Source organism: Arthrobacter sp. 10T416 (genome assembly GCF_056394165.1).
Genome location: NZ_JBFTHI010000012.1, coordinates 62,226 through 78,603 on the forward strand (window position 1 = coordinate 62,226; position 16,378 = coordinate 78,603).

Annotated in this window: 16 protein-coding genes; 9 read left to right on the forward strand and 7 right to left on the reverse strand. The window is 68.3% G+C overall.

Annotation, left to right across the window (positions count from 1 at the left end):
- The first annotated feature begins 46 nt into the window (after positions 1-46).
- From AC1DBE_RS12945 to AC1DBE_RS12965, 5 genes are all read left to right on the forward strand, one after another.
- Complete coding sequence (locus tag AC1DBE_RS12945; RefSeq protein ID WP_476970781.1) at positions 47-754, forward strand: FadR/GntR family transcriptional regulator; 708 nt, start codon at positions 47-49, stop codon at positions 752-754.
- A gap of 76 nt (positions 755-830) precedes the next feature.
- The gene (locus AC1DBE_RS12950; protein WP_476970782.1) at positions 831-1,871 is read left to right on the forward strand and encodes an asparaginase; all 1,041 of its coding nucleotides are present in this window, start codon (positions 831-833) and stop codon (positions 1,869-1,871) included.
- A 12-nt stretch (positions 1,872-1,883) separates the two neighbouring features.
- On the forward strand, positions 1,884-3,299 hold the full coding sequence (locus AC1DBE_RS12955) for an aspartate ammonia-lyase (RefSeq protein WP_476970783.1): 1,416 nt from the start codon (positions 1,884-1,886) through the stop codon (positions 3,297-3,299).
- Positions 3,300-3,327: 28 nt separating this feature from the next.
- Positions 3,328-4,932, forward strand: coding sequence for an amino acid permease (locus AC1DBE_RS12960; protein ID WP_476970784.1), 1,605 nt, complete (start codon positions 3,328-3,330; stop codon positions 4,930-4,932).
- Positions 4,933-5,056: 124 nt separating this feature from the next.
- Positions 5,057-6,373, forward strand: coding sequence for an ATP-binding protein (locus AC1DBE_RS12965; protein ID WP_476970785.1), 1,317 nt, complete (start codon positions 5,057-5,059; stop codon positions 6,371-6,373).
- Here AC1DBE_RS12965 and AC1DBE_RS12970 read toward each other — a convergent pair.
- Both AC1DBE_RS12970 and gluQRS read right to left on the reverse strand, forming a co-directional pair.
- Positions 6,370-6,987: an HD domain-containing protein gene (locus AC1DBE_RS12970; protein WP_476970786.1), complete on the reverse strand. Its 618-nt coding sequence runs from the start codon at positions 6,985-6,987 to the stop codon at positions 6,370-6,372. The two genes, AC1DBE_RS12965 and AC1DBE_RS12970, sit on opposite strands and share 4 nt — an antisense overlap.
- A gap of 9 nt (positions 6,988-6,996) precedes the next feature.
- Entirely contained in the window at positions 6,997-7,893 is an 897-nt protein-coding gene (gluQRS, locus tag AC1DBE_RS12975; protein ID WP_476970787.1) for a tRNA glutamyl-Q(34) synthetase GluQRS, read from the reverse strand.
- Between the two features lie 331 nt (positions 7,894-8,224).
- Here gluQRS and AC1DBE_RS12980 point away from each other — a divergent pair, with 331 nt between their 5' ends.
- Positions 8,225-8,683: an Lrp/AsnC family transcriptional regulator gene (locus AC1DBE_RS12980; protein ID WP_476878495.1), complete on the forward strand. Its 459-nt coding sequence runs from the start codon at positions 8,225-8,227 to the stop codon at positions 8,681-8,683.
- A gap of 9 nt (positions 8,684-8,692) precedes the next feature.
- On the opposite strand, the gene AC1DBE_RS12985 is transcribed toward AC1DBE_RS12980, so the two are convergent.
- Positions 8,693-9,148: an Lrp/AsnC family transcriptional regulator gene (locus AC1DBE_RS12985; RefSeq protein ID WP_476878479.1), complete on the reverse strand. Its 456-nt coding sequence runs from the start codon at positions 9,146-9,148 to the stop codon at positions 8,693-8,695.
- A gap of 105 nt (positions 9,149-9,253) precedes the next feature.
- Between AC1DBE_RS12985 and AC1DBE_RS12990 the strand changes: the two genes are divergently transcribed.
- The gene (locus AC1DBE_RS12990; protein WP_476970788.1) at positions 9,254-9,910 is read left to right on the forward strand and encodes a LysE family translocator; all 657 of its coding nucleotides are present in this window, start codon (positions 9,254-9,256) and stop codon (positions 9,908-9,910) included.
- A gap of 36 nt (positions 9,911-9,946) precedes the next feature.
- Here the strand turns inward: AC1DBE_RS12990 and AC1DBE_RS12995 are convergent, their stop codons facing one another.
- From AC1DBE_RS12995 to AC1DBE_RS13010, 4 genes are all read right to left on the reverse strand, one after another.
- Positions 9,947-10,447, reverse strand: a complete 501-nt coding sequence (locus AC1DBE_RS12995) for a DUF456 domain-containing protein (RefSeq protein ID WP_476970789.1) — start codon at positions 10,445-10,447, stop codon at positions 9,947-9,949.
- Positions 10,448-10,482: 35 nt separating this feature from the next.
- A complete protein-coding gene (locus AC1DBE_RS13000) occupies positions 10,483-11,691 on the reverse strand; it encodes an NAD(P)-dependent malic enzyme (protein WP_476970826.1) in 1,209 nt (402 codons plus the stop codon).
- A 235-nt stretch (positions 11,692-11,926) separates the two neighbouring features.
- Positions 11,927-12,493 (reverse strand): TetR/AcrR family transcriptional regulator, encoded by a 567-nt coding sequence (locus AC1DBE_RS13005; RefSeq protein ID WP_476970790.1) that lies wholly within the window; start codon positions 12,491-12,493, stop codon positions 11,927-11,929.
- 157 nt (positions 12,494-12,650) lie between these two features.
- Positions 12,651-13,916 carry an MFS transporter gene (locus AC1DBE_RS13010; RefSeq protein WP_476970791.1) on the reverse strand — a complete coding sequence of 422 codons (1,266 nt, stop codon included), beginning with the start codon at positions 13,914-13,916 and terminating at the stop codon, positions 12,651-12,653.
- Positions 13,917-14,012: 96 nt separating this feature from the next.
- On the opposite strand from AC1DBE_RS13010, the gene rraA reads away from it, so the two are divergent.
- Both rraA and AC1DBE_RS13020 read left to right on the forward strand, forming a co-directional pair.
- Positions 14,013-14,498, forward strand: a complete 486-nt coding sequence (gene rraA / locus AC1DBE_RS13015) for a ribonuclease E activity regulator RraA (protein ID WP_476970792.1) — start codon at positions 14,013-14,015, stop codon at positions 14,496-14,498.
- 112 nt (positions 14,499-14,610) lie between these two features.
- Complete coding sequence (locus AC1DBE_RS13020) at positions 14,611-16,263, forward strand: MDR family MFS transporter (protein WP_476970793.1); 1,653 nt, start codon at positions 14,611-14,613, stop codon at positions 16,261-16,263.
- Positions 16,264-16,378: the final 115 nt, after the last annotated feature.

Consider the following 16,378-nt stretch of genomic DNA (forward strand, 5'->3'; position numbering starts at 1 on the left):
CGTCACGCGGTTGACACCCCGATGTGACCTCTGCCATATTTAAAACGTGAACCTGTCAGACAGCCGGACAGCAGGACAGCCACTCGCCCGCCTCAGCGCGGCCGAAGCGGTCTTCAACGTCCTCCGCTCCGAAATTGAATCCGGCAAGCTGGGCATTGGCGCCAAGTTGAGCTCCGAGGCAACGCTTGCCCAGCAGTACGGGGTGAGCCGCTCGGTGGTCCGGGAGGCCCTGCGGTCCTGCACCGCACTGGGGCTGACCATCACCAGGACAGGGCGGGGAACGTTCGTCGTCGCTGACCACGTGGCCAAGGACCTGGTCCTGGGGCAGTACTCGGCGCTCGACCTCACCGAGGCCCGCCCCCACATTGAGGTTCCTGCCGCCGGCCTCGCCGCCGAACGCCGTTCACCTGAAGAGCTCGACACCCTCCGGGACATCCTGGCCGCCATGGACGCAGAGGACGACCCCGAGGTCTGGGTCGGCCTGGACTCGAACTTCCACGCCCTGATCGCCAAGGCCAGCCGCAACAAGGTCTTCGAGAATGTCGTCGCTGAGATCCGCGAGGCCCTGGCCCATCAGTCCGAAACCCTGAACATGGTCGCGGACCGCCAGCACGCCTCCGATGAGGAGCATGGACGCATCCTGGCCGCCATCGAGGCAGGCGACGCGGCCACGGCCCGCATCGCCATGAGCCAGCACCTGCACGCCGTCGGCGTTGCCCTCGCCTCAATCCTGGACCCCCGCACCGACTCCTGACCCCGCCGGCGCCACCGCCCGGCCGGCCTGCCGGCAGCCCCGCAGGCCACGAACCACACCCCAGCCAAAGGACCCCATGATTTCTCCAGCCCTCGCCCGCATTCCGACGCCGCCCGCCCCGGCGCGGCTACCGGAGCACGCCCCGCTTGCGGCCCAGACCCGCGACGGCGTGGTTGAGAGCGTCCACTACGGCTCCGCCGTCGCCACCGGGACGGACGGCCGGACCCTCCTGGCCGCCGGCGACCCGCTGGCCGCCTTCTACCCCCGCTCCGCGCTCAAGCCCCTGCAGGCCGTGGCCATGGTCCGGGCCGGGCTCGACCTCCCGGAAGAACTCCTCGCCCTGGCCGCCGCGAGCCACTCCGGTGCCGTCATCCACCGCGACGGCGCACAGCGCATCCTGGACCTGCACGGACTGAGTGCCGCAGACCTGGAGAACAGCACCGATCTTCCGTACGGCGTCAGCGAGCGTGAGGAATGGCTGGCCAGCGGCGGGAAGGCCACGCAGCTGACCCAGAACTGCTCCGGGAAGCACGCCGCGATGGCCGCCACGTGCGTCATCAACGGCTGGCCGGTCCGGGGCTACCTGGACCCGGAGCACCCGCTGCAGCAGCTCGTGGCCCGGACAGTGGTGGAGCTGACTGGTGAGGACCCCCTGGCCACCAGCACCGACGGCTGCGGGACCCCGCTCTTCGCGCTTACCCTGCCGGGCATGGCCCGCGCCTTCGGCACGCTGGCCGCGAGCGAGGACGCCGCGGAATCCGCCGTCGCCAACGCCATGCGCCGGCACCCCGGGATGGTTGCGGGCGAGCACCGGGATGTCACAGCGCTGATGCGCCTGGTTCCGGGCCTCCTGGCGAAGGACGGCTTCGAAGGTGTCCAGCTGGTGGGCCTTCCGGACGGTCGCGCCGTCGCCGTCAAGATCTCCGACGGCGGGGACCGGGCCCGGATGCCCGTCACCGTCCGTCTCCTGGCAGCGCTCGACGTCGACACCTCCCCCCTGGCGGGTCTCGCGGCGACGGACGTACTGGGCGGCGGCCGACCCGTCGGCACGCTGCAGGCCACGGATTTCCTCGCTTCCGAAACCCTCACGACTCCCACCACCTCCGAAGACCTGTAAGGACCGACCGTTATGACTTCGATCGACGAAATCGCAAAATTCCGCTCCGAGCACGACCTCCTGGGCGACCGTGATGTTCCGGCCGGCGCGTACTGGGGCGTCCACACCCTCCGTGCCGTGGAGAACTTCCCCATCACCGGCCAGCCGCTCTCGTCCAACATGCACCTGGTCCGCGGGCTGGCCGCGGTGAAGCTCGCCGCCGCCCGCACCAACCACGAACTCGGACTCCTCGACGCCGAACGCGCCCGGGCCATCGAGGACGCCTGCGCCGACGTTATGGACGGCAARCTCAGCGAGCAGTTCGTAGTGGACGTCATCCAGGGCGGGGCCGGAACGTCGTCGAACATGAATGCCAACGAGGTGATCGCCAACCGGGCCCTGGAAATCCTCGGCCACCCGAAGGGCGACTACGCCCGGCTGCACCCGAACGACCACGTCAACCTCAGCCAGTCCACGAACGACGTCTACCCCACCGCGGTCAAGCTCGGCACCATCTTTGCCGCCCGGGAACTGCTGGCTGCCCTCACCGAACTGGAAGACGCTTTCGCCGCCAAGGCCCTGGAATTCCGCACGGTGGTCAAGATGGGCCGCACCCAGCTCCAGGACGCCGTCCCCATGACACTCGGCCAGGAGTTCGGCACCTACGCCATCACGATCGGCGAGGACCGGCTCCGGCTGGCCGAAGCCGACCTGCTGATCCACGAGATCAACCTCGGCGCCACGGCGATCGGCACCGGCCTGAACGCACCGGCCGGCTATGCGGAGGCCGCCTGCCGGCACCTGGCCGAGATCACCGGCCTGCCCCTGGTCACCGCGCCGGACCTGATCGAGGCCACCCAGGACGTGGGCGCCTTTGTGCACCTCTCCGGCGTGCTGAAGCGGGTGGCCGTGAAACTCTCCAAGATCTGCAACGACCTCCGGCTGCTCTCCTCCGGCCCGCGCGCCGGATTCGGCGAAATCAACCTCCCGGCCGTGCAGTCCGGCTCCTCGATCATGCCCGGCAAGATCAACCCGGTCATCCCGGAAGTGGTGAGCCAGGTGGCCTACGAGGTCATCGGCAACGATGTCACCATCACCATGGCCGCAGAAGCCGGCCAGCTCCAGCTCAACGCCTTCGAACCGATCATCGTCCACAGCCTCCACAAGAGCATCTCGCACCTGGAAGCCGCCTGCCGCACCCTCACGGCCCGCTGCGTCCGGGGTATCACCGCCAACACCGAACGGCTCCGCCTTACCGTGGAACAGTCGATCGGCCTCGTCACCGCCCTGAACCCGCAGCTGGGCTACGCGACGGCCACGGCCATCGCGCAGGAAGCCCTCGCCACCGGCAAGGGAGTCGCGGAACTCGTCCTCGAACACGGGCTGCTCACCGCCGAGCAGCTCACCGAACTGCTCAGCCCGCAGCGCCTGGCCAACCTGAGCAAGTAGCAACTCCGACCCCCCAAAGGATTCCCCCATGACCCATCCAGAAACTGCCCGCGCCCAAAAACGGCCGGTGCAGGACCAGCCAACCCGGCAGCAAGCCGTCTCCGACCACACGATTCCGGCCCACGCTCACGCGTCCGAGGCCGCCCTCCATGCCGAAGACCAGGGCTATCACAAGGGCCTGAAACCCCGGCAGGTCCAGATGATCGCAATCGGCGGCGCCATCGGCACCGGCCTGTTTATGGGCGCAGGTGGCCGGCTCGCCGCCGCGGGCCCGGCCCTGATCATCAGCTACGCCCTCTGCGGATTCTTCGCGTTTATGATCCTGCGGGCCCTCGGTGAACTCGTAATGCACCGGCCGTCGTCGGGCTCTTTCGTTTCCTACGCCCGGGAATTCTTCGGCGAGAAAGCCGCGTTTGTCACCGGCTGGCTCTACTGGCTGAACTGGGCCATGACGGCGATCGTGGATATCACCGCCGTCGCGCTGTACATGAACTTCTTCAAGAAGTACTGGGCGCCCGTTGCGGACGTCCCGCAGTGGACCTGGGCGCTGGCCGCCCTCATCCTGGTGCTGGGCCTGAACCTGATCAGCGTCAAGGTGTTCGGCGAGCTCGAATTCTGGTTCGCGCTGATCAAGGTCGTGGCGCTGGTGTCCTTCCTGGTGGTCGGGATCTACTTCGTCATCTTCGGCACCCCGGTGGAGGGCCACGAGGTGGGCTTCAGCCTCATCGCGGATAACGGCGGCATGTTCCCCAACGGCCTGCTGCCGGCCATCGTGGTGATGCAGGGTGTGGTGTTCGCCTACGCCTCGATCGAGCTGATCGGCACCGCGGCGGGCGAGACGGAAAACCCGGAGAAGATCATGCCGCGGGCCATCAATACCGTGATCGTGCGTATCGCCGTGTTTTACGTCGGCTCACTCGTGCTGCTCTCGCTGCTGCTGCCTTACAGCTCCTACAAGGCAGGCGAAAGCCCGTTCGTGACGTTCTTCGGCTCCATCGGTGTGGACGGGGTGGACGCCATCATGAACCTGGTGGTTCTCACCGCGGCCCTCTCCTCGCTCAACGCCGGCCTGTACTCCACCGGCCGGATCATGCGGTCCATGTCCGTCTCGGGGTCCGCACCGAAATTCGCCGCCCGGATGAACAAGGCGGGTGTGCCCTACGGCGGCATCGCCCTCACCGCCGGCGTGGCCGTCCTGGGTGTCATCCTGAACGCCGTGGTCCCCGCCGAGGCCTTCGAGATCGTCCTGAACGTCGCGTCGCTGGGCATCATCAGCACCTGGGCCATGATCGTGCTGTGCCAGATGCAGCTCGCCCGGCTCGCGGCACGCGGCGAACTCCTCCGCCCGTCCTTCCGGATGCCCGGCGCCCCGGTCACCGGATGGATCACCCTGGCCTTCCTGCTGGCGGTCCTAGTCCTGATGGCCTTCGACTCCCCCGTCGGCACCTGGACCATCGCGTCGCTTGTTATCATCGTCCCGCTCCTGATGCTCGGCTGGCGCCTCTGCCGACACCGAATCCTGGAAATCGCGGCGGTCCGTGACGGTTTCACCGGCCCGTACCCGCTGGTGGCCAACCGTCCCTCCGGGCGCTCCGGAAACGCCGGCAGCTCCGGCACTTCCGGCACCGAGTAGCCCGCGGGCAAACCCGGCGGCGGCGTAACGCGGGTAACCGGTTCGCCGCCGCCGGGCACCGTTCGCCTAAGCTCGGAGGAACCGTTCCACCTGGCTCAGCGACGAACCACCCGGGAGACTCCTCATGACCACCTGGCGAATCAGGGATTTTCATTCCGCCGACCTGGACGGGATCCTGCACCTGTGGGAGTCCCTCAAGGCCACCAATGTCGAGCCGGTGTACGCCCTGTCCGAGGTCCTGGCCTCCTGCGAAAAGGACCACGCCGTCGTGGCAGTCCAGGGCGAGCAGGTGGTGGGCGCCGCCGTCGGCCGTGCCGCGCACGACCAGGGCTGGATCGTCTTCCTGGCCACCCTCCCCGAATTCCGCGGCCGCGGCATCGGCACGTCGCTGCTGGCCGCCGTCGAAAACCGGATGGCCCCGCACGGGCTGAACAAGCTCTCCGCGCTGATGCCGGAATCCGAGACCCGGGTGGAGGCGTTCCTGAGCCGGGGCTTTGTCCTGAAGCAGAACCTCCGCTATTTCGAACGCAAGATCCCGGTCCAGCGCCAGGAACTCGAACCGCTGAGCCAGCTGGGCGGCCGGATCCTGGCCCGTGACCTGTGGGAAAACGTCGCCGGGATGCGCAACGAGAAGGAACTCCTGGAACGCCGACTGGTGTTGCCCCTCGCCGAGGCGGACCTCGCCGACGAGTACGGGGTGGTCCCCCCGCGGGCTGTGGTGCTGTTCGGCCCGCCCGGGACCGGGAAAACGACGTTCGCCAAGGCCATAGCGTCCCGCCTGGAGTGGCCCTTTGTGGAAGTGTTTCCCTCCCGGCTGGCCGCGGATCCGCTGGGCCTGGCCGGCGCCCTGCGTGAGACGTTCCTGGAGATCGCCGAGCTCGAGCACGCCGTCGTCTTCATTGACGAGGTGGAAGAGATCGCCTCGCAGCGCGCCGGGGATCCGCCGTCGCCGCTGCAGGGTGTCACCAACGAACTCCTGAAGATCATCCCGGCGTTCCGCGAACAGCCCGGCCGGCTCCTGGTCTGCGCCACCAACTTCATCCGCGCGCTGGACTCCGCGTTCCTGCGCCACGGCCGGTTCGACTACGTCATCCCGATCGGCCTGCCGGACCGGCTGGCCCGCGAGGCCATGTGGCAGCGGTTCATCCCGGCCACCGTGGTGGACGACGTAGACGTTGAGCTGCTCGTGGACCGCACCGAGGGTTTCTCCCCCGCGGACATCGAATACGCCGCCCGCAGCGCCTCCCAGCGTGCGCTTGAGAAGGCAGTGTACGACGACGGTGGTGCGGCCTCCCGCGGCCCGGCAGCTGTCCGCGACGCCGTCCGGAAGGGGCCCGCCACTCAGGATTACCTGGATGCCATCGCGGACACCCGGACCACCGTCAGCGCCGAGGTGCAGCAGGAGTTCCTGGAGGACATTGACCTGCTGGGCCGGGTCTAGTCTTCGGACCCGTCGCCGTACGAGAGGTTTTCGTAGTCGGTCTCGTCGGCCTCGTCGAGCATGTCGTCGAGCTCGTCCAGCAGCCAGGGGTTGATCCGGGCCAGGATCTTGCGGGTTTCTTCCACCGGCACCGCGGCGTAGAGGACCGGCCGGGCGTCGGCGTAACGGGTGACCGGGGGCTTGTCCGGCCATTTCTCGGCCAGCGCCTTAACCCGTTCCGGCAGGGAGTTGTGGGCATTGTCGGCGATTTTGACCAGGGTGGCGTCGTGGTCCTCGGCGATGTAGCGGATGCCTGACTGGTAGTCATCCGGGTTCTCGTGCAGACGCGTGGTGACCCGCTCGATGATGTCCACGGCCCGTTCCGGGACGCCCATTTCCAGCAGTGCCTGCCGCGTCATGGGCGTGTCTTCCGCGATGTCGTGCAGGTATCCGGCGATCCGGACATTGTCATCGAAGTCGGCCAGCGCATCTCCGACGGCCAGCACGTGCTCGCGGTAGGGGCGCTTGAGCTTGTCCTTCTGGCGGTTGTGGGCCACTTCGGCAAGGACCCGCGCCGTGTCGACGGTGAAGCCTGCTTGCGGCACGGACGCTTCGTTTGACTCTGGTTCTGACATGGTTCCAGCCTACGCGGCGGAGCCCCCGGCGCCGGGCCACACCCAGGGCTCCCGGGGCAGCGTGGCCGGATCGAAGACCCGCAGGGCCTCCTCCAGGGTGCCCGGGGGCAGGCCCAGGGACCCCAGTAGGATGTCGCGGACCTGCCCGACGGCGGTACCGGCGGCGGCGAGGTCGGCCAGGGTCACCGCACCGTCGCGTTTGGCGAGCCGGGCGCCGTCGGCGTTGACCACCAGGGGGACATGGGCATATTCCGGAACGGGAATATTCAGGAGGGAGGCGAGGTAGGCCTGCCGGGGTGTGGAGGGCAGGAGGTCATCGCCACGGACCACCTGGTCGATTCCCTGGGCTGCGTCGTCCACCACCACGGCCAGGTTGTAGGCAGCCACCCCGTCGTTCCTGCGCAGCACGAAGTCGTCCACCACGCCGGTGTAGGTTCCGTGCAGCACGTCCTGGACCGTGGCTTCGGCCACGCCCGCGCGGAGCCGGACTGCCGCGGGCCGGACCGCCCGTTTGCGGGCGCGCCCGGCCGCATCGAGGCCGCGGCAGGTGCCGGGGTACGCGCCCTGCGGGGCATGCGGGGCGGAGGGGGCTTCCTGGATTTCACGGCGCGTACAGAAGCATTCGTAGGTCAGCCCGGCCGCGGTGAGCCGCCCGATCGCCGCGGTGTAGTGCGCCTCGCGCGCCGTCTGCCGGACAATGCCGCCGTCCCAGGTCACGCCGATCGCCGCGAGGTCCCGGAGCTGCCCGGCCTCGGCACCGGCGCGTGCGCGGTCCAGGTCCTCGACGCGCATCAGGAAGCTGCGGCCCGTGGACCGGGCGAAGAGCCACGCGAGCATGGCGGTACGAAGGTTGCCGACGTGGAGCTCACCGGAGGGGCTGGGGGCGAAACGTCCGGCAGGGGTCATGGGATAAGCCTATGCGGGCCAACGCAAGAGCCCCTCAGCCACCGATGACTTCGGACATCCGACGTCGGGGGCTCAGGGGCTCTTGCCGTAAAGGGGTGCGGAAAGACGATGCGTGAACAAGAGTCATTCAGCGGCGGGCTCCTTGCGGGGCGCCTCATCCAGAGTCCGGGAGGTGTACCGGGGGATCTGTAGCCTTGCGGGTCCCCGGCGGTGGCCAGGGTCCCGTGTTGCCACTATTTGAGCAGCAGTCATACAGTTGGTGCAACGGACAGGCAGCTGATTGGTCAGACTGACCAATGGCAGTCCGGGAGACTAGCAGGAAGTGGTCAGATTGCAGCAGCTCGACCCGACGGATCGCCGGATTCTCCTGGCCCTTGATGCCGACCCCCGGGTTCCCATCATGGTGCTGGCGCAGAAACTTGGCCTGGCCCGCGGCACCGTCCAGTCCCGCCTCGAGCGCATGACAGCGTCGGGCGCCCTGCGTGCCAACAGCAGCCGGGTGCTGCCGTCCGCGCTGGGGCGCGGGGTGGCCGCGGCCGTCAGCGCCGAACTGGACCAGAGCCACCTGGATGAGGCGATCGCCGCGCTGCGGAACATCCCCGAGGTGCTCGAATGCCATGCGCCCGCCGGCGACACGGACCTCCTGATCCGGGTGGTGGCCACCAGCCCGGACGATCTCTACCGGGTGTCCGAGGAGATCCGGCTGTGTCCCGGGATTGTGCGGACCTCCACCAGCATGTTCCTGCGCGAGGTCATCCCGTACCGGACCACGGGGCTGCTGGGCGGCTGAGCCGGCGGCTCAGACGGGCGGGCCGGCGTTCGCCTTGAGGTTCTTCATCACCAGGGTTGAGGTCAGTCGCTCGACGCCGGGCAGCGAGGTCAGTTCGGCGTCGTAGAAGCGCTGGTAGGCGGGCAGGTCCTCGGCAATAACCTTCAGCAGGTAGTCCGGTTCCCCGAACAGCCGCTGGGCCTCGACGATGTTGGGGTTTTCGGCGACGCGGTTCTCGAAGATTTCCATGGTGGCACGGTCCACCTGCCGCAGCGTCACGAAGACTATCGCCTCGAAACCCAGCCCCACGGAGGCTGGATCAATATCGGCCCGGTAGCCGCGGATGACGCCGGAGGCCTCCAGTTCACGGAGCCGGCGGTGGCAGGGCGCCACGGTCAGTCCCACCTTGGCCGCGAGCGCTGTCGCGGTCATCCGGCCGTCTTCACGAAGGTAGCGCAAAATACTTCGGTCAATATGGTCTATCACGCAAATATCGTATCGTCGACGCGGAAAGGAGGGCAAAAAGAGGGAGCACTTTTGGGCCACGAATTCCTAGGCTTACTCCTGTCACCCGTTGGACAGGAGTAAGCCGTGAACCCCCAGTTGTTTCTTGCCTTTATTGGTGTGGCCGTTGCCCTGGCCTGCACCCCCGGGGTGGACTGGGCCTACTCCATCAGCGCCGGACTCCGGGAACGCAGCTTTGTCCCGGCAGTCGCCGGGCTGTGTGGCGGGTACGTTGTGCACACCGCGCTGCTGGTTGCGGGGCTGGCGGCCGTGATCACCGGGCTGCCAGGGCTGATGGGCTGGCTCACCGTGGCCGGCGCGGCCTACCTGCTGTGGCTTGGTGTCAGCACGGTGCGTTCCTGGCGCGGGGCAAGCTTCGGTGTCCGGCCGGGCGATCCTGTCCGGGACAACCAGTTCCGGGTCTTCCTCCAGGGCATGGGCACCAGCGGGATCAACCCTAAGGGGCTGCTCTTTTTCGTGGCCCTGGTCCCGCAGTTCGTCAGCCGTGATGCGGCGCTTCCGGTCCCGCTGCAGTCCGGCCTGCTGGGACTGACGTTTGTGGTGCTGGTGGCCGTGATCTACACCTGCGTGGCGCTGATGTCCCGGAAGCTCCTGCATTCCCGCCCGGGGGCGGCCCGGCGGGTGACGCTCGCCAGCGGGATCATCATGGTGGGCCTGGGCCTGGTCCTGCTGGCCGAGCAGCTGCTTCCCCTGGTTGGCAGGATCGCGGCGGCGGCCGGCTGACACCCGGGCCCGCTGATGCGCAGCGGCCCGGACAGGTCAGGCGGACGCCGCGACCCAGACGCCGATCACCCAGGTACTGGCCGCCAGGCAGGCCAGCCCGAATTCCGTGATCATGCCCAGCCCGGTGGCTTTGAGCGCGGCCCAGCTCGAAACCACCGCGGTACGCCAGACCCGGGTGCGGAGGAGTTCGCTCAGCAGCAGGCCGGCTGCGAACCCGACGAAGAGCCCCACCACCGGGATCACGAACATCCCCACCACGCCGAACACGAGGCCGGTGACGACCGAACGGCCCGGCACGCTGTGCTCTTTGAGTTTCCGGCCGGTGAGGACAGCGGACGCTGCCATCCCGGCCGCCACGAGCGCCAGCCCGATCCCGAAAACCACCCAGCCGGTGGCCCCGGCCCCTCCCCAGAGCGCCCAGGCCAGCAGGCTCAGGGCGATCAGGATGCTGCCGGGCAGCACCGGGATGATGATGCCCGCGACGCCCACCAGGATGGCGAGCCCGCAGAGGATCGTGACGACGGTTCCGGGGTTCATGGCCCCAGTCTAGGCTCGGCGGCCGCGACGGCCCGTTACTCCGCTGCGACGGCCTCTGCGACGGCGGCTGCCACGGCCGGAGCGACGCGCGGGTCCAGGGGGCTCGGGACAATGTAGTCGGCGGAGAGCTCGCCTTCGGCCAACCCTGCAATGGCGCGGGCGGCTGCCAGCTTCATGGCCGGCGTGATGCGCCGCGCCCCGGCGTCCAGGGCTCCGCGGAAGATCCCGGGGAAGGCCAGCACGTTGTTGATCTGGTTCGGGAAGTCGCTGCGGCCGGTCGCGACGACGGCGGCGTACTTGGCCGCGACCTCCGGCAGCACCTCCGGGTCCGGGTTGGACAGGGCGAAGACAATGGCGCTGTGGTTCATCAGCTTGAGGTGCTCTTCATCCAGCCGCGAGGAGGAGACACCAATGAAGACGTCCGCGCCGAGCAGCGCCTCGCCGGGGCCGCCGGAGACACTGCGGGGGTTGCTGCGGGCCGCGAGTTCGGCCTTCTTGCTGTTCGGATCTGCGGCGATGTCGGTGCGGTCCTTGTGGATCACGCCGCGGGAGTCAAGCAGGACGACGTCGTCGATTCCGGCGGCCAGCAGGATCTCGGCGACGGCGATGCCCGCGGCGCCGGCCCCGGAGACCACCACGCGGAGGCTCCCGAGTTCGCGCTCGGTCACCTTGGCGGCGCCGGTCAGGGCTGCCAGGACCACGACGGCGGTGCCGTGCTGGTCATCGTGCATCACGGGGCAGTCGAGGGCTTCGATCAGCTTCTCCTCGAGCTCGAAGCAGCGCGGCGCCGACACGTCCTCGAGGTTGACCGCGCCGAAGCTGGGGCGCAGGCGGACCAGCGTTTCGACGATTTCGTCCACGTCGGTGGTGTTCAGGACCAGCGGGATGGAGTCGAGGTCGCCGAAGGCTTTGAAGAGCGCCGACTTGCCTTCCATCACGGGCAGGGACGCGCTGGGGCCGATGTTGCCCAGGCCAAGGACGGCCGTTCCGTCGCTGACCACCACTACGAGGCGCTCGGCCCACGTGAGGGTCCGGGCGAGGCCCGGTTCGGCCGCGATCGCGCGGCTGACCTGTGCGACCCCGGGGGTGTAGGCAATGGACAAATCGCGTTTGCTGGCCAGCGGGACGGTGCTGGCGATCGAGAGCTTGCCGCCCTGGTGGGAGGCGAAAATTTCCTCGTCGCCGAGTGCGGCGACGGGGGCGTCTGCGGCCCCTGCGGAGGAGGTGCGGGCAGAGGGATTGATCGTTTCAGTGGACACGTCGTTGTCTCCTGGGGCTCACCGTGGGCGTACGGCACTTTGGCTGCTGGGGCACCGCGGTGCCCCGGATGGTCTGGGAAAACTCCGGGGCGGCCCCGGGGTGGCGGGCCTGCGGTATGGAGCTTCCGGAAGTGCTGGCGCTGGCGCCGCTCCGGTCCTGCCATGGTAAGCAGCCCGGTTGCCCGCCGAAGATTCGGCCGGACACATAGCGGTAACTGGTCTAGACCGGAGACCCGTTCCCGCCGCCGCGGGCCAGCAGCGAGCAGGCCTTCTTCAGGTCTTCCTCCGCCTCAAACAGTGACAGGCGGCGGCACCGGACGGCCTGCACCAGGCCCGTGACGGTCAGGAGCAGGACCCGCGAGACGGCCGGATCGCCACTGACGGCGGTCACAGCCTTCTCCGCGGTGGTGTCGATGTCCCGGAGCAGCCGGGTGGTGTCTGTGTCCTTGGCGTACACCGTGCGGTTCAGGCATTGCTCGACGGCGGGCTGCATCAGGCGCATGTGGAAGATCTCCATCGCCGCTCCCGCCAGGGCGTGCGCGGGTGCCTTGGTGCCTGCCGGCCATTCGCCCTGGTGCAGTTCGCCAAGTTGCTTGCGGTAGAGCGCCAGCATCAGCTGAGTCGAGGAAGGGAAGTAGCGGTACAGGGTGCCCAGCGGCACGTCCGCTCCGGCGGCCACTTCGGACAGGACCACGGAGTCCAGGCCCTTCCGGGCGAAGCCGGCGGCGACGTCGAGAATCCGGGCATAACGCCGGCGCTGCCGGGGCAGCGTGGGCGGCGGGGCCATTGGCGGAAGATCCGAAGGGAATTCAGGCATCAGCAGCGTTCCGGGGGTCGTTTTTCTCGGCAGCCGGGAGGGTCAGTCCACAGCGCTGCCGCGGCAATCCCGTCCACTATACGGCACGGGACAGGGCCTTCCGCCAGTCATACAGTCCGGCTGGACGCTAGTCCACACCCTTGATTTTGACCACAAAAACGGCGCCCAGCAGACCGATAAAGGCGGCCGCCACGTACAGCGACACGTAGCCGCCCCAGAGGGCCACAAAGGGATAGGCGATCAGCGGGGCGAGCACCTGGGGCAGCGAATTGGCGATGTTGATAACGCCCAGGTCCTTGCCCCGGCTAAGCGCCGTCGGCAGCACCTGGGTGATGAGGGCGAAGTCCACGGCCAGGTAGGAACCGAAGCCGATACCCAGCACCGAGGCACCGATCAGCGCCCCGGTCCAGGTGGGGGCGAACGCCAGGATCAGGGCGGCCGCGGCGATGACGACGGAGGAGAGGATCACCAGGGGTTTGCGCCGGCCCATCCGGTCGCTGATCCGGCCGCCGACCACGCTCGTAATGATGACCATCACCGCGTAAAGGCCGGTCAGGATCAACACGCCGAGCTCCGCCCCGATGCCCTGTGTCTGCGGCAGGCGCACTGCATCGGTGAGGAAGAAGAGCAGGTACAGCGTCACCATATGGTTGCCGATGTTCACCAGCAGCCGGGTCAGCCAGGCCCACGCGAAATCCGGGTGGCGGGCCGGGGAGATCCAGAAGCTGCGGAGAAATGCGCCCAGCCGGAAGGGGGACCTGCCCCCCGAAGGCAACGCGACGTCGTCGTTCTTGAAGAAATACAGGACGACGCCGGCCAGCAGCGCCACGGCGGAGAACACGTACCCGAGCGCGAAGTTGCCCGAAACGACGGCCGCGATGACGGCACCGAGGAGGATGCCCACGGTCTGGCCCATGGCGGCTAGCCCTCCGACGGTGCCGCGCTGGGGCACCGGCACCCGGTCCGGGATGGCGGCGGTGACGGCGGCATAGGCGGCGTTGCAGCCGGCCTGGACGAGGCACCAGAGCAGTGTCATCATGGCGACGTCCGGGGCGCCGGCCAGCGCTACCAGCGCGGCCGCCCCGAGGATCGCGCCGAAGAGGACCCACGGCACCCGCCGGCCCCGCCGGGCGGTGGTCCGGTCGCTCAGTGCCCCGAACAACGGGTTGGCAACCAGCGAGACGGCTGCCCCGGCCCCGGTGACCAGGGCCAGGATGGCTTCCTTTTCGCCCTCGTTGAAGGCGGCTGCCTGCTGGCCGAGCAGCACCTGCAGCGGACCGAAAAACGCCGCGTTGATGCCCACGTTGACCAGGACCACCCCGGCGGTCCAGACCGGCCGGACGCGCTGCCGGGGTTCGGCGAGCGCCGGTGCGTCGGTGTTGGACAGGCTCATGTGGTTCCCCCGGAACGGATGACTGATGATCAGTGTGGGCCCAGACTATCGTGGGCATCACCCATGACCGCCGTTGAACCCCTCCAAGGAGAACCCGTGCCGGATGCCCCCACGAACCCTGTCAACACCGCCGACCTCTACGACGAGCGCGGCGGGGAGCTGGACTCGATCGCCCTGCAGTTCCAGTCACTCGGCGGCCGCACGCACTTCAGCGGCCCGGTCCGGACCATCCGCTGCTTCGAAGACAACGCCCTGGTCAAGGAAACCCTGGCCACGCCGGGACACGGAGCGGTGCTGGTGGTGGACGGCGGCGGCTCGCTGCGGACCGCGCTGATGGGGGACCTGATCGCGGCGAGCGCCGTCCGGAACGGCTGGGCCGGCGTCGTTATCAACGGCGCCATCCGGGACCGGGTGGCCGTGGCCGGGCTGGAGCTGGGCGTCAAGGCCCTGGGCAGCAACCCGCGCAAGAGCGCCAAGGCGGGCGCCGGGGAAACCGACGTGGAGCTGGAGATCGACGGCGTGGCCATCCGGCCGGGCCGGCGGATCTGGTGCGACCCGGACGGGATCCTGCTGGAACGCTAAGCCACGGCCCGGGCCGCCGGAAAAGTGGGCGGGCGGGAACAAAGCACACAGTAAGATAGTTACTGAAAGCAACCTTCCTGCTTAACCCCACTTTCTTCCCCTTGGAGCAGTTATGTCCAAAACCACATCCGCCCGCCTGCCCGGCGAGGTCCTGACGCACCGCCAGACCATCACGGTCATGGTGGGCCTGATGCTCGGTATGTTCCTCTCGTCGCTGGACCAGACCATCGTCTCGACCTCCATTTACACCATCGCTAATGACCTCGACGGCCTTTCGCTGCAGGCCTGGGCGACGACGGCGTACCTGATCACGTCCACGGTCAGTACACCGCTCTACGGCAAGCTCAGCGACATCTTCGGCCGCCGCCCGCTGTACCTCGCGGCGATCCTGATCTTCCTGGCCGGCTCGCTGTATGCCGGCTCGGTCCACTCCATGACCGAGCTCGCGGTGGCCCGCGGCATCCAGGGCATGGGCGCCGGCGGCCTGCTGGCCCTCGCGCTGACCATCATCGGGGACATCGTGGCACTCAAGGACCGCGCCAAGTTCCAGGGCTACTTCATGTCCGTCTTCGGCATCTCCTCCGTGCTGGGTCCGGTGATCGGCGGCGCCTTCGCCGGTTCCGCGACGATCCTCGGCTTTGACGGCTGGCGCTGGGTCTTCTTCATCAACATCCCGATCGGCCTGGCTGCCCTCGCTGTGGTCTTCCTGTACCTGCACCTGCCGGCCAAGCACCTGAAGCAAAAGATCGACTACTGGGGCGCGGCGGCCATCACCCTGGCCATCGTGCCGCTGCTGCTCGTCGCCGAGCAGGGCCGGACATGGGGCTGGAGCTCCACCGGCGCCTTCCTCTGCTACGGCCTCGGCGTCCTCGGCATCATCGCGTTCCTGCTGGCCGAGAAGCGCGCAGGCGACTACGCCCTGATTCCGCTCCGGCTGTTCCAGAACATCACCTTCGGGCTCTCCTCCCTGCTGAACTTCATCATCGGCGTTGGAATGTTCGGTGCCATCGCGATGCTGCCGATGTACCTGCAGCTGGTCAAGGGCCTCACCCCCACCGAGGCCGGCCTGATGATGATCACCTTCACCGTGGGCATCCTGACCGGGTCCATCACCGCCGGGCGGACCATCTCCGCGTCCGGGACGTACCGGATCTTCCCGATCCTGGGCACCGCGGTCCTGACCGCGGCCGCCGTCGTTATGGGATTCTCGCTGGGCGTCGACACCCCGCTCTGGGTCCCCGGCGCCATCGCCGTGTTCTTCGGCCTGGGCCTGGGCTTCTGCATGCAGCCGCTCACCCTGGCCATGCAGGTCTCCGTTCCCGCGAAGGATATGGGCGTGGGTACGTCCTCCGCCGCGTTCTTCCGGTCCATGGGCGGCGCCGTGGGCACCGCGGTGTTCATCTCGATGCTGTTCAGCCTCGCCGCCGACAAGATCGCCACGGGGATGAAAGACGCCGTGAAGAACGCTGACTACCTCAAGGTCCTCAAGGATCCGGCCGTGGCCGCCGACCCGGCCAACGTCAAGCTCTACGAGTTCTTCAAGAACGGCGCCAGCAACGACTCCCTCAACGACACGAGCTGGCTGCACACGGCGAATGCCGCCCTGACCCGGCCCATCACCGAAGGATTCGCCCAGTCGATCGACGCCGTGATGCTCACCGCCGCCGTCCTGACCGGCGTCGCGTTCCTGATCAGCTTCGCTTTGCCGAACAAGAAGCTGACGGACCCCAAGGCCGCGGCGTCGGAATCCGTCCCGGCCCACTAGGCACAGAGGGCCCCGCCGGCGCCGCCGCGAACCGTATGTTTCACATCACCTGGCAAGCGTGTGACATGCATCGCGGCGGCGCCAGTGCAAGACTGGGTAGTTGCGGCGTGAGCCG